16 protein-coding genes are annotated in these 20,043 nt (G+C 43.6%); 3 read left to right on the top strand and 13 right to left on the bottom strand.

The genetic code is table 11. The features are described from left to right. Window positions 1-218 precede the first annotated feature (218 nt). Entirely contained in the window at window positions 219-3,983 is a 3,765-nt protein-coding gene (locus ACIY19_RS00715; protein WP_409002447.1) for a pullulanase, read from the top strand. A 201-nt stretch (window positions 3,984-4,184) separates the two neighbouring features. On the opposite strand, the gene ACIY19_RS00720 is transcribed toward ACIY19_RS00715, so the two are convergent. Genes ACIY19_RS00720 through ACIY19_RS00750 form a run of 7 tightly spaced genes read right to left on the bottom strand, consistent with a single transcriptional unit; the run spans window position 4,185 to window position 9,520 of the window. After that, window positions 4,185-4,949 (bottom strand): amino acid ABC transporter ATP-binding protein, encoded by a 765-nt coding sequence (locus ACIY19_RS00720; protein WP_000942247.1) that lies wholly within the window; start codon window positions 4,947-4,949, stop codon window positions 4,185-4,187. Window positions 4,950-4,958: 9 nt separating this feature from the next. Further along, window positions 4,959-5,681, bottom strand: coding sequence for an amino acid ABC transporter permease (locus tag ACIY19_RS00725; protein ID WP_000350568.1), 723 nt, complete (start codon window positions 5,679-5,681; stop codon window positions 4,959-4,961). Between the two features lie 3 nt (window positions 5,682-5,684). Then, window positions 5,685-6,377 (bottom strand): amino acid ABC transporter permease, encoded by a 693-nt coding sequence (locus tag ACIY19_RS00730; protein WP_061418292.1) that lies wholly within the window; start codon window positions 6,375-6,377, stop codon window positions 5,685-5,687. Between the two features lie 32 nt (window positions 6,378-6,409). Further along, window positions 6,410-7,288, bottom strand: a complete 879-nt coding sequence (locus tag ACIY19_RS00735; RefSeq protein ID WP_409002448.1) for a transporter substrate-binding domain-containing protein — start codon at window positions 7,286-7,288, stop codon at window positions 6,410-6,412. Between the two features lie 11 nt (window positions 7,289-7,299). Further along, a complete protein-coding gene (locus ACIY19_RS00740; protein ID WP_409002449.1) occupies window positions 7,300-8,298 on the bottom strand; it encodes a uroporphyrinogen decarboxylase family protein in 999 nt (332 codons plus the stop codon). 2 nt (window positions 8,299-8,300) lie between these two features. After that, complete coding sequence (locus ACIY19_RS00745; RefSeq protein WP_409002450.1) at window positions 8,301-8,504, bottom strand: hypothetical protein; 204 nt, start codon at window positions 8,502-8,504, stop codon at window positions 8,301-8,303. A gap of 11 nt (window positions 8,505-8,515) precedes the next feature. Beyond that, a complete protein-coding gene (locus ACIY19_RS00750) occupies window positions 8,516-9,520 on the bottom strand; it encodes a uroporphyrinogen decarboxylase family protein (RefSeq protein WP_409002451.1) in 1,005 nt (334 codons plus the stop codon). Window positions 9,521-9,887: 367 nt separating this feature from the next. Here ACIY19_RS00750 and ACIY19_RS00755 point away from each other — a divergent pair, with 367 nt between their 5' ends. Beyond that, window positions 9,888-10,745: a 5'-nucleotidase, lipoprotein e(P4) family gene (locus tag ACIY19_RS00755; protein ID WP_000703388.1), complete on the top strand. Its 858-nt coding sequence runs from the start codon at window positions 9,888-9,890 to the stop codon at window positions 10,743-10,745. Window positions 10,746-10,975: 230 nt separating this feature from the next. Here ACIY19_RS00755 and ACIY19_RS00760 read toward each other — a convergent pair whose 3' ends face one another. Both ACIY19_RS00760 and glmS read right to left on the bottom strand, forming a co-directional pair. After that, complete coding sequence (locus ACIY19_RS00760) at window positions 10,976-12,028, bottom strand: LLM class flavin-dependent oxidoreductase (protein ID WP_409002452.1); 1,053 nt, start codon at window positions 12,026-12,028, stop codon at window positions 10,976-10,978. A gap of 110 nt (window positions 12,029-12,138) precedes the next feature. Next, the gene (gene glmS / locus ACIY19_RS00765; protein WP_409002453.1) at window positions 12,139-13,947 is read right to left on the bottom strand and encodes a glutamine--fructose-6-phosphate transaminase (isomerizing); all 1,809 of its coding nucleotides are present in this window, start codon (window positions 13,945-13,947) and stop codon (window positions 12,139-12,141) included. 215 nt (window positions 13,948-14,162) lie between these two features. Here glmS and ACIY19_RS00770 point away from each other — a divergent pair, with 215 nt between their 5' ends. Beyond that, window positions 14,163-14,576 carry an EamA family transporter gene (locus ACIY19_RS00770; RefSeq protein ID WP_409002454.1) on the top strand — a complete coding sequence of 138 codons (414 nt, stop codon included), beginning with the start codon at window positions 14,163-14,165 and terminating at the stop codon, window positions 14,574-14,576. Window positions 14,577-14,614: 38 nt separating this feature from the next. Here the strand turns inward: ACIY19_RS00770 and ACIY19_RS00775 are convergent, their stop codons facing one another. From ACIY19_RS00775 to ACIY19_RS00790, 4 genes are all read right to left on the bottom strand, one after another. After that, entirely contained in the window at window positions 14,615-15,994 is a 1,380-nt protein-coding gene (locus ACIY19_RS00775; RefSeq protein WP_409002455.1) for a glycoside hydrolase family 1 protein, read from the bottom strand. A 98-nt stretch (window positions 15,995-16,092) separates the two neighbouring features. After that, window positions 16,093-17,946, bottom strand: coding sequence for a proline--tRNA ligase (locus tag ACIY19_RS00780; protein ID WP_409002456.1), 1,854 nt, complete (start codon window positions 17,944-17,946; stop codon window positions 16,093-16,095). A 16-nt stretch (window positions 17,947-17,962) separates the two neighbouring features. Then, a complete protein-coding gene (gene rseP / locus ACIY19_RS00785) occupies window positions 17,963-19,219 on the bottom strand; it encodes an RIP metalloprotease RseP (protein ID WP_409002457.1) in 1,257 nt (418 codons plus the stop codon). A gap of 15 nt (window positions 19,220-19,234) precedes the next feature. Then, window positions 19,235-20,038: a phosphatidate cytidylyltransferase gene (locus ACIY19_RS00790; RefSeq protein WP_409002458.1), complete on the bottom strand. Its 804-nt coding sequence runs from the start codon at window positions 20,036-20,038 to the stop codon at window positions 19,235-19,237. Between the last annotated feature and the right edge of the window lie 5 nt (window positions 20,039-20,043).

Below are 20,043 nucleotides of genomic sequence, written 5' to 3' on the forward strand. Positions count from 1 at the left end.
AGACAAAACCTACGACAAATGATTACTCATAGTATACCTTATTTAGCTAGATTTTTCAAGGTTTTTTTACTATTTTTTAAACAATCTTTTCCTATGTATTATTTTAAAATTTCAAGAGAATGAAGCATTATATTTTCTCTTAAAAGCTAGGAAAACGCTTGCACTAATGTTTACCTCGTGCTATACTGATAGGGAACAACTACACAAGGAGAATTGTGATGAAAAAGATCCCATCTCAAACTGAGAAAAAAATGATTTATGGTATCCGTTCCTTGAAGAACGGAACTGGTTCTGTCCTTATTGGTGCCAGCATTGTCTTGCTTTCTGCTACAATGCCAACTATTTCGGCCAACGAAAACCTGCCTCAAACTCAGGAAAATACCAGCGCTGTGACCAAGGCCCCTACTGAGACTGAAACGAGTCAAACTCAAAAGGAAACGCCTATTTCTGAACAAAAGAATGCAAACGCTTCCCTTGACACTAAAAAGGACGCCCCAGCAACTGACGCTGTTCTAGCATCTGAAACACCTAAAAAAGAAGCTCCAGCTGTGGAAACTACTACAGCGCCAGAAACACCTAAAACAGAAGACGCTAGCACAAACCAGGCTAACAGCAAGGAAGAGAAAGTAGACGCCAACACTTCGACGCAAACTTCAGGCCAAAAACCACAAGCTGACACATCTTCTGAAGAGCCCATCGCAGACAACCACTTCCGCATCCATGTAAAGAAACTCCCTGAAGAAAATAAAGATTCTCAAGGTCTTTGGACTTGGGACGATGTTGAAAAGCCGTCTGAAAACTGGCCCAATGGAGCCAAGTCCTTCAAGGATGCCAAGCAAGATGACTACGGTTATTACCTAGATGTCAAACTCAAAAACGAGCAAGCCAAGAAAGTCAGCTTCCTTATCAACAATACCAAAGGCGATAACTTGACAGGGGACCGTTCAGTAGAGCGCCTCTCTCCAAAAATGAATGAGGCCTGGCTAGATGAAAACTACAAGGTATACAACTACCGTCCTCAGCCAGCAGGAACTATTCGTGTCAACTACTACCGCACCGATGGCAACTATGACAAAAAATCGCTTTGGTATTGGGGCGATGTCAAGAACCCAAGCAGTGGAGAATGGCCTGACGGTACTGACTTTACCGCAACTGGAAAATATGGCCGTTACATTGATATCCCACTCAATGAAGCTGCAAGAGAATTTGGATTTTTATTACTAGACGAAAGCAAGAAAGGCGATGATGTGAAAATCAGAAAAGAAGATTATAAATTCACAGATCTAAAAAATCACAGTCAGATTTTCCTCAAGGATGATGACGAAACCATCTACACTAATCCCTACTATGTGCACGATATCCGCATGACTGGTGCCCAACATGTGGCCAAGTCTCGTATCGAAAGCAGTTTTTCTACCCTTGTTGGAGCTAAGAAAGACGATATCCTTAAACGCTCTAATATCACTGATCATCAAGGGAACAAAGTAACCATTACTGATATCAAGGTTGATGAAGCAGGTAAAAAAGTGACCTACATCGGAGACTTCTCTGACACCCAACACCCTTACACAGTCAGCTACGATTCAGACCGCTTTACCACACGTTCAAGCTGGCGCCTCAAGGATGAGTCCTACAGTTACGATGGTCCACTCGGCGCAACTCTAAAAGAAGATGGCAAGCTTGTTGACCTCACCCTCTGGTCTCCAAGCGCTGATAAGGTTTCCGTTGTCGTATATGACAAGAAAGATCCTGAAAAAGTAGTCGGAACTGTTGCCCTTGAAAAAGGAGAAAAAGGAACCTGGAAACAAACTCTGGATGCAAACTCTGGTCTCGGTATCAGCAACTACACTGGCTATTACTACCACTACCAGATCGAGCGCCAAGGTAAAACTGTCCTCGTTCTTGACCCTTATGCCAAATCATTAGCGGCTTGGAACAGTGACCTAGCAAAAACAGATGCCGCTCATAAGGTCGCTAAAGCTGCCTTTGTCGATCCAGCGAAGTTAGGTCCGCAAGACTTGACCTATGGAAAGATTCGTAACTTCAAATCACGTGAAGATGCCGTTATCTATGAAGCTCATGTACGTGACTTCACTTCGGATCCTGCGATCGCAAAAGACTTGACCAAGCCATTTGGTACCTTTGAAGCCTTTATCGAAAAACTGGACTATCTCAAAGACTTGGGTGTGACCCACATCCAGCTCCTTCCAGTCTTGTCTTACTACTTTGTCAATGAATTGAAAAACCATGAACGTTTGTCTGCCTACGCTTCAAGCAACAGCAACTACAACTGGGGATATGACCCTCAAAACTACTTCTCCTTGACTGGTATGTACTCAAGCGATCCTAAGGATCCAGAAAAACGAATTGCAGAATTCAAAAACCTCATCAACGAAATCCATAAACGTGGCATGGGGGCTATCTTGGATGTGGTCTACAACCATACTGCCAATCTCGACATCTTTGAAGACTTAGAGCCAAACTACTACCACTTTATGGACGCAGACGGAACTCCTCGTACTAGCTTTGGAGGCGGTCGTTTGGGAACAACCCACTACATGTCTAAGCGTGTCTTAGTAGACTCTATCAAGTATCTAGTTGAAACTTACAAAGTAGATGGTTTCCGCTTTGATATGATGGGTGACCACGATGCGGCTTCTATCGAAGAAGCGTACAAAGCTGCACGCGCCCTCAATCCAAATCTTATCATGCTAGGTGAAGGCTGGAGAACCTATACTGGTGATGAAAATACGCCTGTACAACCTGCTGACCAAGATTGGATGAAGAAAACAGATACTGTCGCTGTCTTTTCAGACGACATCCGTAACAACCTCAAGTCTGGCTATCCAAACGAAGGTCAACCTGCCTTTATCACAGGTGGAAAACGCGATATCAATACCATCTTTAAAAATCTGATTGCTCAACCAACTAACTTTGAAGCAGACAACCCTGGAGATGTTATCCAGTATATCGCAGCCCATGATAACTTGACCCTCTTTGACATCATTGCCCAGTCTATCAAAAAAGACCCAAGCAAGGCTGAGAACTATGCTGAAATCCATCGCCGTTTGCGACTTGGAAACCTCATGGTCTTGACTGCTCAAGGAACTCCGTTTATCCACTCTGGTCAGGAATACGGACGTACCAAACAATTCCTTGATCCAGCCTACAAGACTCCTGTTCCAGACGATAAGGTCCCAAACAAGTCTCACTTGTTGCGCGACAAGGACGGCAAGCCATTTGTCTATCCTTACTTTATCCATGACTCTTACGACTCTAGTGATGCTGTCAACAAGTTTGATTGGACCAAAGCTACAGATGGCAAAGCTTATCCTGAAAATGTCAAGAGCCGTGACTACATGAAAGGATTGATTGCTCTTCGTCAATCTACAGACGCCTTCCGACTCAAGAGTCTGCAAGATATCAAGGAGCGCGTCCACCTCATTACTGTCCCAGGCCAAAATGGCGTTGAAAAAGAAGACGTGGTCATCGGCTACCAAATCACAGCTCCAAATGGAGATATCTACGCTGTCTTTGTCAATGCAGATGATAAGGCTCGCGAATTCAACTTAGGAACTGCCTTTGCTCACTTGAGAAAGGCTGAAGTCCTCGCAGATGAAAACCAAGCAGGACCAGTAGGAATCGCTAAACCTCAGGGTCTTGAATGGACTGAAAAAGGCTTAAAATTGAACGCTCTCACTGCCGTTGTTCTCCGCTTGTCTCAAGGTGGTGCCATTGTCGCCCCAGCTGTGGAAGAAAAACCAGAGTTTAATCTTTCTAGCTTGGAAGTTGAACCAGAACAAGGCCTAGCCCAAAACCTAGTAGCAAATCCTGACTCTCAAGAAACTGCTACAGAGGCTCCCTCTCAGAACCTCCTTCCAAATACAGGAACCGAGAGCAAATCCCTCCTTGCCCTTGCTGGATTCAGTATCCTTGCCCTTCTCGGACTTGGATGGTTGATAAAAAACAAGAAAAAGAACTAACACTCAATGAAAATCAAAGGGTAAACTAGGAAGCTAATCGCAGGCTGCTCAAAGCACAGCTTTGAGCTTGTAGATAAGGCGAAGCTGACTTGGTTTGAAGAGATTTTCGAAGAGTATAAACTAGCCCTCCTATAGAAAAACACCCCATGATTAGAAGAATCTTCTAGTCATGGGGTGTTGTTTTTATGATACACTTGTCTATCAAATCATATATTCTACACTATAGGTGGCATCTGATAAGATACGAGCCAGAAACTGCTTGGTTCGTTCTTCCTGCGGACGGCTAAAGAAATCGTGAGGATTGTTCTCCTCTACGATACGGCCCCCGTCCATGAAAATAACGTGGTTGGCAACATCTCTAGCAAATCCCATTTCATGCGTGACGACCACCATGGTCACACCTTCTCCCGCCAACTGTTTCAGAACATCCAAAACATCTCCAACCAACTCAGGGTCTAGTGCCGATGTTGGTTCATCTAGCAAAATGACCTCGGGCTTGACTGCAATGGCACGCGCAATTCCTATTCGTTGTTGTTGCCCTCCAGATAGCTGAGAAGGGTAGTAGTCTTTGTAGGCCAGTAAACCAACTTTTTCCAAGGCAGATTCTGCACGTTTGAGCGCTTCTTCCTTGGGAACTTTACGAGCGACGATTAGGCCTTCTAGAATATTTTCCAGAGCAGTTTTGTTTGCAAAGAGATTGTAGTGTTGGAAAACAAAAGCTGTTTTTTTGCGAATTTCTAGAATGTCTTTCTTGCTTAATTTGGCTAAGTCATAGGTCTTTCCTGCCAATGTCAAACGGCCGCTATCAGCTTTTTCTAAGTGGTTGAGACAACGGAGAAAGGTCGTTTTCCCCGAACCTGATGGTCCTAAAATGACGACTACATCCCCTTGGTTGACCTGGAGATTGACATCCTCCAGTACCTGCCTCTCTCCAAATGTTTTTGCGATATGTTCTACTTGTAACATCCTGTCCTCCTATACAAAACGCGCGCTAGATGCTTTTGCACTCTTTTCTTTTTTCACATAGCCTTTCTCCAGTAGAGAGAAGCCCCACTGAATCAAACCACAGATCAAAATATACTGCAAAAAGATCACAAAATAAGACTCAAAATACTGGTAACCGTAGGACGCTTCTACACGAGCAATAGCTGTGATGTCCTTGATGGTCATAACAAAGACCAGGGAGGTCCCTTTGACGATATTGATCACCAGATTGGCCAAGTTAGGCAAGGCTGAGCGCAAGGCTTGAGGAAAAACAATCCTTAGATAGGCCTGGGTTGTAGTCAGCCCAATCGCATGCGCTGCCTCTAGTTGTCCCTTGTCCACCGTCAAGATCGCTGAACGCAAAATCTCCGAGAAACTCCCGACTGTCATCAAACTATAAATGATAAAGGCATAATAGAGAGGATCAAGCTTGAAAATATCAAGGTCACTTCCTATGCTTTTGAGAAATTGATTCAGCAGGCTTGGAAACAAACTATAAAAGAAGAGAATCAATAAAATCGGAGGAGTCGCTCGGATAAAGGCCAGATAGACCAGAGAAAAACTCCTCACCCCTCGAACCTTGTAAATCTGCCCCAAGGCTAAAAATAGAGCCGGTAAAAAGCTTAAGACCATAGCCACAATCATGATAATCAAGGTGATTGGCACACCTTTCAAGGTCTCCAGAAAGGTCTTTACAATATAGTCTATATCCATTTCTTACCTCCCTTTTGTTTCCAAAGACTTCTCAAGCAAACGACTCAAGCTAGAAATAACCAAGGCAATCCCCCAGTAAAGAAGCGCAACTGCCGTATAGATTTCCAGAGAGTAGTTCCCTAAATTGCGACTGATCAAGAGATTGCCTGCCCCCATAACATCAACAAAACCAATCGTATAAGCCAAGGCAGCATCCCGCATGAGATTGAGAATAGCGGTTGTTATATTGGGAAGAGCAACTTGAAAAGCTTGAGGAAAAATGATTCTCCAAAAAGTCTGACTTGGAGTCAAACCAATACTAAGCCCGGCCTCTGTCTGCCCCTTTGGAATAGCTTGATAGGCCGCCTTGAAAACCTCGGCAACTATAGCCGCAAACAAGAGAATCATCGTCAGGAGAACAAAAATAGTTTTAGACCAGTTGTTGATGTCCAAGCCAAGCCACCATTTCAGAAATTCTGGCAAGCCATAAAAGACTAGAAAAAGCAAGACAATCGGCGGTGTACAACGTAGGGTAAAGATATAGCCTTTGGAAATCGCTGCAAAACTCTTGTCTTCTCCTACTTGCGCCCAGGCCAAGAGACCTCCAAAAAGGGAACCAAGAAGAGTGGTAAAAAAGAGAATGGACAAGGTCATAGGAAGTGCCTGCCATAAGGTCGGTAAGAACTGAAAGACCTTGGAAAAATCATAAGAAACCATGCAAAACCCTTTCTAGTCTTGGAATTTCTGGTCTAGTCTTTGTCTACATAACTAAAGACATCTTCTTTAAAGTATTGCTGAGATAGCTTAGCAAGCGTGCCATCTTCTTTCAACTCTTTGATTGCTTTTTCGTATTCTTTAGCGAATTGCTCACCCTTTTCATCACGGTGAATCAAAGGATAAGTTGGAATGCCCTTGTATGGGAACCAGCTGAGTTTATCCGCATATTGGTGGTAAGGACCATCTTCTGCTGTAACTGCTTTTTCAAAGGACAGTTTGATATCAAAGAAGGCGTCATAACGTCCTTCTAAGACCCAGGCATAGGCATCTGCCACTTTAAAGGATTCAGCAGCTGTTAGCTCAATCGGTGCATCCTGATGTTTTTCATTGTAGCTGGTGATAACATTCCATTGAGCATTCTGTGGAGAGATGGGAACCAATTTCCCTTTATTCTTAGCAAAGTCATCAATGGTTTTGTATTTCTGTTCATCTTCTTTTCTGACAGTAAATCCGATGATGCTCGCTCCGACTGGTTCAGATGGAATGACAAACTTTTTAGCTCGTTCATCTGTGTACCAAGCTCCCTTGGTTCCGATGTCATACTTACCTGATTCCAGACCAATCAAGAGGTCATCATCACTGGTACCCGTATATTCAAATTGATAGTTTGCCAACTTCTCATCAACAGCCTTCAAAACAGCTACTTCATAACCATCTGATTCCCCTTTTTCATTGACAAAATCATATGGAACATAGTTTTGTGTATGGGCAACCTTCAAGGTTATAACTTCAGCAGACGAAGCCGTTTCTCCATCCTTGGCTGGAGCACCAGCTAAACTTCTCCCGATAATCGTTGCCCCAATTACTACAACCACTGCTACACCACCGATAATCCATGCTTTTTTACTCATCTTTTTCTCCTTTAGTTTTCAAGCGCTTCTCTCACCCACTGGATACGTTCAACTGCGATATCACTTGGAATGGTACAATCTGCCCCAAGTACCAAGCCCTGTTCCCCAGCTTCTGCAACTAGTTTCTTTGCCTCAGCCTGAATGGCATCCTTGCTACCAGTATACAGTAAGCCTGTCTTGCCATTTTCGAATCCTCCAAGAACCGTACGTCCCTTGAAAATCTCACGACCTTCCTTGAGAGTGATTCCCTCTGGTCCTACAGCCCAGTTAAAGACTTGGGCTGGATAGTCAGCAAAAAGGTGAATATCATTTCGCGCTCCCTCGTAGCCACAGATATGAAGAACAGTGACACCACCAACAGCACTAGCTGCTTCCAGAACCGTTATCTCGCTAGGTGCAATGACGGCTTGATACTCTGCTGCCGACACTCGTTGATCTTGGATACTTTGCACGCTGAGGTAGATTCCATCAGCACCAGCCTCTTCGATAACAGCTCGGCTGAGACTCGCAATATCCTCTGCAATCACATCCAACACCTTCTTAAGAGCTTTAGGATCTTCCACCAAAAAATCAGCAATGAGGTCATCGCCACCAGACACTTCCCCCAGCAGCCACTTGAGATAGGTCACAGGAGCAAAAATATTGTAAATCGCAACGATATCTTCTGTAAACTCTTGCTTGATTTTCTTAACCAAGTCCACTTGCTCTTTTATCCAAGCGTGATCTGGTCCGAGTGGTTGAATGGTTGCCAATTCTTGAAGTGATTTTCCTTTGGCAATCGCTGGATTTGGATAAGCAAAGTAGCCATCACTCATGAGTTTGATAAAGTCCGGCTGAACTTCTCGGATAAAGCGCTTGTGGCCCTCGATATTCTTCTCGATAATGGCTGGATTTGAGAAACCGTGTAGCCATTCGTCTTCGGATGTGAAATGGTGCCAAAAACCAACTGGCACACGATCAACCTTTTCACCTTTAAATGCTTTTAAAACCCATTCTTTTTTTTCTGACATTCTTATTCTCCATTTCTTACTTTTTCAACTAATAAACTGCTTGCGATATCATTCGAGCGTAGAAAGGGGAGACTGGACTTGAAAAAATCCTGAACTCCACGACATCTCTCTCCATTTTTGCAGTGCCCATTTTTTACGACGCTTATGGCAACCAAAGCCAGCAAACCGATAACTGCAATGAAGATGCCCCATCTTTTACTTTTCATAGCTCCTCCTTTTAGAGAACAGCTGCCTGTCGAATCCAGTCCAACCTCTCTAAGTCAAAGTCATCTGGAACAGTACAGTCAGCTCCCAGAAGAACGCCTTTACTACCAGCTTCAGCCAACAACCGCCTTGTTTCATCTTGCAATTCCGCCTTGGAACCTTGATAAAGCAAGCTTTTCTTGCCATTTTCGAATCCACCTAAAACGGCCTTACCTGGAAACAACTCTTGCCCCTGTGTCAAACTAACCTCCTCATGATGAGTCGCCCAGTTGACCACTTGAGCTGGATAGTCCTTAAATATCGTCACATCATTGCTCACACCTTCAAAACCACAGATATGGAGGATATTGGTCCCACCAACCTGATTGGCTGCCTCCAAAATCGCTATATTGCTCGGTTCGATATAGGTTTGGTAGAGTGCTGGTGTGATGCGCTCATCTTGAATTTCCTGGGTGCTGAGGTAAATCCCGTCAACACCGCCTTGCTGAATGATTTTCTGAGTTAGGGAAGCAATATCTCCTGCAATCACATCTAGAATAGCTCTGAATTGCTCAGAATTTTCAAGCAGTAGATCAGCCACTTCCTTATCACCTCGCGAAGTTTCTGTACGGAACCAGCGCTTGAGGTAGGAGATCGGTGAAAAGATATTGTAGAAAGAAGCAACCTCTTCGGTAAAGGTCTCTCGAACCGCTTGTACCACTTCCACCTGTTGCTGAATCCATGGGTGTTCCTCACCAATCGATTCAATAGAAGTCAGCTCCTGAATGCTTGCAATCTTAGGATTATAGACATTACTTGGATAAAGGAAAAAACCGTCGCTCATAATTTTGACAAAATCAGGACGAATCCTTTCCACATAGCTGCGATGCCCATCAACACTTTTTTGAAAGATACGTGGATTATTTAATCCCTGCCCCTTTTCTTCGAGTGTTACAAAATGAAACCAAAATCCCACAGGAACTCTTTCCACTTCATCGCCTCGAATCGCTCTAAAGACTAGATCTCTTTTACTTGCCATACCTTTCTCCTTCCATTTGGATTGAAACCATCTTACCACTCCTTTTTTCCTTTTCCCAATATATATTGACTATCAACTCGATTAGAAATTTTTATATCTATAAAGAAAAAAATCCCTGAAAAGCTTGATGTTACTAGCCTTTCAAAGATTCACTTTATTTTCATCTATTTTCCAAAAAGAAGCTGATATAGATTTTCTATCAAGCCGATTGAATTTTTTTATATCCATCTTCATTCCAAAATTAAGTACATAATTTTATCCTAATACCAAATTACTACTGAAAAATTTCTTTTCTCTCGATATTTCCTTGCACAAATCCCATGAAAACGCTACAATATTAATAGACTATTATTAGGAGGATGGGATTATGAAAATATCCAAAGTTACCATTACAATTGCTTCTACACTTACTTCCGTCATTTTACTGACTGGCTGTGGCACAAATTCGGCAAATTCACAGACAACACAAAGTAGTACATCTGATAATCAGGTTACAATGACCTATGATCAGTTGCGTTCAAGAGAAAATACTATGTCAACTCTTTGGTATCAAAAAGCAGCTGAAACCAAGGCACTCTATCTACAAGGTTACAATGTCGCTACTGATCGTTTGAAAGAACTACTAAAAACACAGACAGATAAACCCTACTCTATCGTTTTGGACTTAGACGAAACCGTATTAGACAATAGCCCTTATCAAGCGCAAAATGTCAAAGATGGAACAGCATTTACCCCAGAAAACTGGGATGTCTGGGTAAAAAAAGCCGCAGCCAAGGCTGTACCAGGTGCTAAAGACTTTCTCCAATTTGCAGACCAAAACGGTGTCCAAATTTACTATGTATCTGACCGCACGATAGATCAGGTAGATGATACGATCAAAAACCTAGAAAATGAAGGAATTCCTGTACAAAGCCGCGATCATCTCATGTTCTTAGAAAAAGGCGTCAAATCTAAAGAAGGTCGTAGACAAGCAGTCCAAGAAAAAACCAACTTAGTCATGCTACTAGGAGATAATCTTGTGGACTTTGCAGAGTTTTCAAAGACCTCTGAAACTGAGCGCAACCAAAAATTAGAGGAATTACAAAAAGAGTTTGGTGAGAAATTCATCATTTTCCCTAACCCAATGTACGGATCATGGGAAAGCACTGTTTACAATGGTAATAAATTAGATGCCAAGGGTCAAACTGAAGAGCGCCAAAAAAACTTACAAGGTTTTGATAAATAAAATAAGAGAGCTATCTACCAGTTTACACCAACCACAAGATATCGTATTTGCGAGAATAGCGAAAAAAGACGATTTCCAAGCAGAAATCGTCTTTTTTACTTTTTTATCTTGTGCTTGGTATAAACCAGTATATATTCTACTAGATAGTATGCTCTACCCCTTGTACCACTTCCACCTGTTGCTGAATCCATGGGTGTTCCTCACCAATCGACTCAACTGATTGGATTTTTTTATAACCCTTCTTTCATGGCAAAGTAAGCACGCACTTTTGGTGCGACTTGCGTTCCAAAAAGTTCAATAGCTTTGAGAACTTGATCATGTGGCATAGAACCAAGTGGTAGGTGCAACATAAAGCGATCCAAGTCTAAATCCTCAATCATGCAAATCAATTTTTCTGCCACCTGGTCTGGATTTCCCACAAACATGGCTCCATTTGGACCAACTTGCTCCAAATATTGCTCATAGGTCAACTCCTGCCAGTGTGGACGGTCCTTAGAAATCGCATCCACCACTTGCTTGGTCGGATGGAAATAATCTTTCACCGCCTGCTCGCCATCCTCAGCAATCCAGCCCCAAGAATGAGCACCCACTTTCAGGTCTTTATCCGCATGACCGGCATCCCTACCAATCTCACGATAAGCTTGAATCAGCTTTTTAAAATAACGCGGATTGCCACCAATAATAGCATAGACAATTGGCAACCCCGCCTGAGCAATCTTCACTGTTGACTCTACATGACCACCTGTCGCCACCCACAATGGTAATTTCCCCTGAACTGGACGGGGATAAACTTCTTTTCCAGCAATGCTTTGAGTCAATTGCCCCTGCCAGTTCACTTTGGTGCTTTCATTTGCTAGTTGAAGCAGTTCTAACTTTTCATCAAAGAGAGCTTCATAGTCTTTCAAGTCATAGCCAAACAGTGGGAAAGACTCGGTGAATGAACCACGCCCTGCCATAATCTCCGCACGGCCATTTGACAAAGCATCGATGGTGGCATATTGTTGGAACAAGCGAATCGGATCCATACTCGAGAGAATGCTGACTGCACTGGTCAAACGAATCTTCTTGGTATTGACTGCCCCAGCTGCAAGAACAAGCTCTGGCGCCGATACCGCAAAGTCCTCCCGATGATGCTCCCCAATCCCGTACACATCCAAGCCAACCTTATCAGCCAGCTCTATCTCTGCCACCAACTGACGAATGCGTTCATCATGATTGTAAATCTGCCCAGTCGCTTCCAGAGCGGTTGTTTCACCAAATGTTGAAATCCCTAATTCTACCATCCTGTTTCCTCGCTATCTCTTTTAGTTTTAGGGTATTTTAGCACTAATTAGTTTTATTTTCAATGAATTTGCTCATTAGAAAAAGCCTAGATGAACTAGACTTTCTTAGTTTATTCTACTGTTACTGACTTGGCAAGGTTACGTGGTTTGTCCACATCAAGGCCACGGTGTAGCGTTGCGAAGTAGGCAACCAATTGAGTTGGCACGACCATTGAGATTGGTGAGAGGTAAGGGTGAACGGTCGTCAGAACGATATCGTCTGTCTCTTTAGCAACATTTTCTTCTGCGATAGTGAGAACCTTAGCACCACGGGCTGCAACCTCTTGGATATTTCCACGAGTGTGGTTAGCAAGGACTGGATCTGACAAGAGGGCCAAGACAGGGGTTCCCTCTTCAATCAAGGCAATGGTTCCGTGCTTGAGTTCTCCTGCCGCAAAACCTTCACACTGGATGTAAGAAATCTCTTTGAGCTTAAGACTCGCTTCCATGGCTACATAGTAATCCTGACCACGTCCGATGTAAAAGGCGTTGCGAGTAGTTTCAAGAAGCTCACGAACCTTGGCATCAATGGTTTCTTTTTCTGAAAGAGTTGATTCGATAGACTGAGCTACGATTGACAACTCATGAACCAGGTCAAAGGCTTGGGCTTTGGCATTGCCATTTGCTTCTCCGACAGCTTTTGCAAGGAAGGCAAGTGCTGCGATTTGTGCTGTATAGGCCTTGGTTGATGCCACGGCAATTTCAGGTCCTGCGTGAAGAAGCATGGTATGGTTGGCTTCACGTGAAAGGGTTGAACCTGGGACGTTTGTCACTGTCAAGCTTGGGATTCCCATTTCATTAGCCTTGACCAAAACCTGACGGCTGTCAGCTGTTTCACCAGACTGGCTGATAAAGATAAAGAGTGGTTTTTTGCTGAGAAGTGGCATACCGTAGCCCCACTCAGATGAGATACCAAGTTCAACTGGTGTATCTGTCAATTCTTCTAGCATCTTTTTAGAAGCAAATCCAGCGTGGTAAGAAGTTCCAGCTGCAAGAATATAGATGCGATCTGCATCTTGAACAGCCTTGATGATGGCTGGATCTACTACTACTTGACCAGCCTCATCTGTGTAGGCTTGGATGAGTTTACGCATAACCGTTGGTTGCTCATCGATTTCCTTGAGCATGTAGTAAGGGTAAGTTCCCTTACCGATATCAGACAAGTCTAGTTCAGCAGTGTAGCTAGCACGCTCATGGCGATTTCCATCATAATCTTGAACTTCGACACTATCAGCCTTGACGATTACCAACTCTTGGTCATGGATTTCCATGTATTGGTTGGTTTCACGAATCATGGCCATGGCATCTGAGCAGACCATGTTGTAGCCATCTCCAAGACCAATCAAAAGTGGTGATTTATTCTTAGCCACGTAGATGACTTCAGGATCTTGCGAGTCAACCAAGGCAAAAGCATAAGAACCACGGATGATGTGAAGAGCTTTTTTGAAGGCTTCAAGAACTGAGAGGCCATCTTCTTCTGCAAATTTCCCAATCAAGTGAACAGCGATTTCCGTATCTGTTTGCCCCTTGAAGTGGTGACCTGCAAGATATTCTTCCTTGATTTCAAGGTAGTTTTCAATCACTCCATTGTGGACCAAGACAAAACGTCCAGTCTCAGAGCGATGTGGGTGAGCATTGTCTTCCGTTGGTTTCCCGTGAGTCGCCCAACGCGTATGACCGATACCAGTTGTCCCCTCAACACCAGCTGTCTTAGCAGATAATTCTGCAATACGACCAACAGCCTTGACTAGATGATTTTCAGCACCACCTAGGACAAAAATCCCCGCAGAATCATAACCACGGTATTCGAGCTTTTCAAGTCCTTGAATCAAAATATCAGTTGCATTTGTGTTTCCAACAACACCAACAATTCCACACATAGTATATACGACACAGACTAGCTGTGCTTTCTCCTTAAATTGGTATAGTCTGATTTTCCTTTTACAGAATCAGCAAAGACAGTATATACTTGTTTTTCTCACTTGTCAAGGATAAAAATTGGTATAGTTTTTCTATCTGGTATTTTATCAAGATTTCACTTGATACCTGACAAGTCAGCATCAATTACTTATAATAAAAAGAGGAGGTATTTGCCATGTGGTTTTTCTTCGCACTTTTATCTGCTATCTTTGCAGCCCTAACGTCAATTTTAGCCAAGATTGGGATTGAGGGAGTTCCATCCAATCTAGCAACCGCTATTCGTACGATCGTTGTCATTCTTATGGCCTGGGCCATGGTTTTCTTAACCAATAGCCAGACCGAAATTGTCAACATCAGTAGAAAAAGTTGGCTCTTTCTCATCTTATCTGGCTTGGCCACTGGCGCCTCCTGGCTCTGCTACTATAAGGCACTACAGATGGGCAATGCGACTGAGGTATCTGCTGTCGATAAATTCAGTCTCGTCATTACCCTTGTTCTAGCCTTTTTCTTCCTACAGGATATCCTGACGTTTAAAACAATCATTGGCTGTATCCTGATTACGATCGGGACCTTGATGATGATATTGTAATAAAAAGTGAGATGAACACCATCTCACTCTTTTTATTCTTAAAATCCATTATGGTCGCTGAGTTCCTTGAACCAGTGGCCTGATTTCTTCAGGCGACGTTCCTGTGTTTCCAAGTCAAGCTCAACCAGACCGTAGCGATTTTTATAACTGTTGAGCCATGACCAACAGTCGATAAAGGTCCAAATCAAGTAGCCCTTACAGTTGGCACCGTCTTCGATAGCACGATGTAGTTCACGCAGATGCCCTTTGACAAAGTCAATACGATAGTCATCCTGAATCATGCCATTCTCACAGAATTTTTCTTCCCCTTCAACACCCATGCCATTCTCTGTCAGCATCCACTCAATATTACCATAATTTTCCTTGATATTTTGAGCGATATGGTAAATCCCTTGCTCGTAGATTTCCCAACCGCGGTGAGGATTGATCTTACGGCCCGGCATGACGTAAGGTTCGTAGAAATGTTCTGGCAAAAGCGGGCTATCAGGATGCTTAGCAAAACGTGGGGCCATGACGCGCAGAGGCTGGTAGTAGTTGACTCCAAGGAAATCAACTGTATTCTCGCGAATGAGTTCTAACTCTTCAACAGTGTACTCTGGCAGCAAATCATGCTCAGCTAAAATTTCCACTAATTCTTCTGGATAAGCTCCTAAAACAGATGGATCTAGGAAAGATTGAGCTTGGAAGAGATCGGCAATGCGCGCAGCCTTGACATCCGCAGGATGCTGGCTACGTGGATAGGCTGGTGTCAAGTTGAGGACAATCCCAATCTTGGAATCAGGCAAAATCTCATGACAAGCCTTAACCGCAAGACTACTAGCCAGTTGCGTATGATAGGCAACCTTAACTGCTGCTTTGGCATCTACCTTGTGAGGATAGTGGGCATCGTAAAAATAGCCAAACTCTACGGGAACGATGGGCTCGTTAAAGGTAATCCATTGGTCTACCAAGTCACCGTAAGTCTCAAAACAAAAACGAGCATAGTCTTCATAAGCCTTGACAATTGCCTTATTTTCCCAACCATCGCCGTCTTCTTGGAGGGCAAAAGGCAGGTCGAAGTGATAGAGATTGACTAAGAGACGAATCCCTTTGGCCTTAATAGCTTCAAAAACCTGACGGTAGAAAGTCACCCCTTGCGGATTGACCTCTCCACGGCCTTGCGGGAAAATACGAGACCACTGGATAGAAGTTCGGAAGGCTGTATGCCCAGTCTCTACCAAAAGCTCAATATCCTTTTCCCAGTTCTCATAGAAGGTCGATGTTTTATCTGGACCAATCTCATTATAGTAGCGGTTTGGCTCTACTTGATACCAATAATCCCAGAGATTGTCTCCCTTTCCGTCACCAGACACACGCCCTTCAGTTTGCGGTCCAGAAGTGGAAGAACCCCAAACAAAATCCTTTGGAAATTTTAGCATAGCTTTACCTCTTCATTTACTCATTTTCCCCATTATATAGAAAAAACAAGGTAAAAACTAGTTACATTTTTGCCTTGTTTTTCTTCTGATTAAAGTTTTTATTTCTTGCTGAGGATTTCAAGGGTTTCAAGCAAGTTGTCTGCGTGAACTTCAATGGTGTCACCAGTCGCCTTGATTTTAACTTCTACGATACCATCAGCTGCTTTCTTCCCAACAGTAATACGGATTGGCAACCCAATCAAGTCGCTATCGCTAAACTTCACTCCGACACGTTCGTTACGGTCGTCTGTCAAGACTTCGTAACCAGCTTCCATCAAGCTTGCTTCAAGTTTCTCTGTCAAGACTTGCGCTTCTTCATCTTTGACATTGACAGTAATCAAATGCACATCAAATGGCGCCAATTCTTTAGGAAAGTTAACTCCCCAAGCGTAACGGTATTCCCCTTTTGGCGTTTTGTTGACAAAGAGACGAGCGTGTTGTTCCATAACGGCTGAGAGAAGACGGCTAACACCGATACCGTAACATCCCATGATAATTGGCACAGCACGGCCATTTTCATCCAAAACATCTGCACCCATGCTTGCTGAGTAGCGAGTTCCGAGTTTGAAAATATGACCGATCTCAATACCACGGGCGAAGTTTAGGACACCTTGTCCGTCTGGGGAAATTTCACCCTCACGAACTTCGCGGATATCCACGTATTCTGCAGTGAAATCACGACCTGGGTTCACACCCGTCAAGTGGTAGCCATCTTCGTTAGCACCTACAACTGCATTGCGAACATCTTGCACCTTACGGTCAGCGATGATTTTCACATTTTCTGGCAAACCAACTGGACCAAGTGAACCAAAACCAGCTGGGATAACACTTGCCACTTCTTCTTCGCTCGCAACATCAAAGAAATCTGCACCCAAGTGGTTTTTCAACTTGACTTCATTGAGTTGGTCATTTCCAACTAGAAGGGCTGCAACAAGCTCACCATCTGCCTTGTAGAAGAGGGTTTTGATTGTTTGTTCTTCTGGGACATTTAGGAAGGCTGCGACTTCGTCAATAGATTTAACACCTGGAGTTTCGACGCGAGCCACTTCTTCTTCCGCAACGACACGGTTGCTTGGTTTGTAGGCGTTTGTTGCCATTTCTAAGTTAGCTGCATAGCTAGACTCACTTGAGTATGCAATAGTGTCTTCACCAGAAACCATCCATTTGAGCAATTCTGCCTTGATTTCTTCTTGCACTTCTGCAGGAATTTCGTCAAATGAGGCAACTGACTTGTCTAAGACAACCCAGCGGTCAAGGTCTGTACGAGCAGGTGTGATGGCCATAAATTCTTGGCTATCCTTACCACCCATGGCTCCACCATCACCGATGATGGCCTTGAAGTCCAAGCCACTACGAGTGAAAATACGTTCATAGGCTGCCTTGTACTCGTCATAAGTCACATCCAAACTATCGTAATTAGCATGGAAACTATAGCCGTCTTTCATGATAAATTCACGCGTACGGAGAAGTCCGTTACGTGGACGTTTTTCATCACGGTATTTCGGTTGGATTTGGTAAAGGTTGAGTGGCAATTGCTTGTAAGACTTGATAGAGTCACGAACAATAGCCGTAAAAGTTTCTTCGTGTGTCGGACCTAGGATAAAGTCTGACTTTTCACGGTTTTTCAGTTTATAAAGGTCTTCACCATAGGTTTCATAACGACCTGATTCACGCCAAAGATCGGCACTGAGAAGGGCAGGAGCCAACATCTCCACCGCACCAATCTTATCAAACTCTTGGCGCATGATGTTTTTAGCCTTTTCAATCACACGGTTAGCGAGTGGTAGGTAAGAATAAACACCAGCAGAAACTTGACGAACATAACCAGCACGCAACATAAGGGCGTGGCTGATAACTTGAGCATCGCTTGGCATTTCGCGAAGCGTTGGGATTAGCATTTTACTTTGTTTCATAATATTCCTCGATTATCTAAAAAAAGAGTCGCATAATGTCATTCCAGGTCACGGCTAGCATCAAGACAACCATGATAACTACACCAGCCATGGTGACATAGGTTTCAATTTCTTGTTTAAGGGGTTTCCGGCGGATAGCCTCTAGGATATTGAGCACAATCTTTCCACCATCCAAAGCCGGGATCGGAATCAAATTAAAAATTCCGATATTGATGGAAATCATAGCTAGGAAATAGAGGACATTCTCAAGACCATTTTTAGCAGCATCGCTACTCGCCTTAAAAATGGCAACGGGACCACCGAGTTTGTTCAAATCTGGATGGAAAATCAAGTTTTTCAGAGCCGAAAGGATACGGAGCCCTGAATCAGCAGCAGTTGTAAATCCACCAACAAACATGGATAGAAAGTCTGACTTGACCCCTGGTTGAACCCCAAGAATGTAACGTCCTTGATTTTCTTCTGGCGTCACAGTGACTTGTTTTTCGCTACCATTTTCAGAAATGGTCACATCCAAGGTCGGGGCAGTCTTATCCTTGGTATCTGCTTCCACAGCCTGGGTCAAATCTTGCCAATTCTTAACCTCGTGCGAGCCGACCTTGGTAATTTGAGCGGTCTCAGCTACGCCTACCTTAGCCAAAGCTCCCTCTGGCATGACATGAAAGAGATTGGTCTGAGTATCTCTAACACCGCCCTGCAAAAAGATCAAAATCCAAAAAACAACAACACCTAAGATAAAGTTATTCATGGGACCTGCAAAGTTGGTGATGAGCTTGCCCCAGATAGAAGCATTTTGATACTGTACATCCAGAGGAGCGATGCGCACTTCGGTTCCATCTTCTTCAACCACCGTTGCATCGTGATCCACTGCAAAGGTCTTTTCTTCTTCCAAGACCAAGCCTTTAATGAAGAGCTTGTCTTCAAAGTCAAACTGAGTTACCTGCATAGGAAGAGACGTTTGATCCAACTTCTTCCCTGAGAGGTTGATCCGTTTGACCTTACCATCATCGGCAAGTGTTAAACTGACTGGAGTTCCTGTCTTGATTTCTGTCGCATCATCACCCCAGCCTGCCATACGAACATAGCCTCCTAGAGGAAGGATTCGAATGGTATAAGCAGTGCCATCCTTACCGATATGGGAAAAAATCTTGGGCCCCATACCAATGGCAAATTCACGAACTAGAATGCCCGATTTCTTGGCAAAATAAAAATGTCCAAACTCATGCACCACCACAATAATCCCAAAAACGAGGATAAAGGTTAGCAATCCAATCATTCAATATTCCTTTCTTTAAAACAGGCCAAATAAGTGCATCATTGGAAATACAATCAGCATGCTGTCAAAGCGATCCAACACACCGCCATGTCCAGGGATAAATTTTCCAGAATCCTTAACACCGAAATGGCGTTTCATGGCACTCTCAATCAAGTCACCAAACTGACCTGCCACACTGAAGAAGGCAGCAAAGAGACTCATTCTATAAATCCCATAAGGAAGAGCAACTGTGCTGTCCACTAACATGAAAATCACTGTTATCAGTACCGCACCTAGAATACCACCGACAAAGCCCTCAATACTCTTATTAGGAGAAACTCTTGGTGCCAACTTATGTTTACCAAAATTCATCCCTGTCAGATAAGCTGCGCTATCTGTCGCCCAAACGATAAAAAGGGCCAAAAGTACCTTGTCAAATCCAGCTATACGAGCATCTAGTAAGGCATTGAAGCCAAAACCAACATAAAAGCTCACAGCAATTGGAAAAGCGGCATCTTCAATCGTATAGTTTTTACTGAAAACGGTCGTCCCTAGCATTATGGTAATCAAAACACTGTAGGCAACCACATTCCCATCAACAGGCAAAAAAGTTAGGTAATTTTCTAAGGGGATTGTAAGGGCAAAGGTTGCAAGGAGGGTCAAGGTGCCCTCAATGGTCATAGTCTTTAGCCCCTTCATGTGCAAGAGTTCATGGACGCCTAGCATCGCTAACAAGCCAATCCCTATCTGCAACAGGAGCCCGCCAACAAACAAGACTGGAAGGAAGATAGCCAGAGCCAGTCCAGCAAACAGTGTTCTCTCTTGTAAATCCTTGGTCATATTTT

Origin of the sequence: Streptococcus sp. ST14 (assembly GCF_046098195.1) — a bacterium.
GTDB lineage: Bacteria > Bacillota > Bacilli > Lactobacillales > Streptococcaceae > Streptococcus.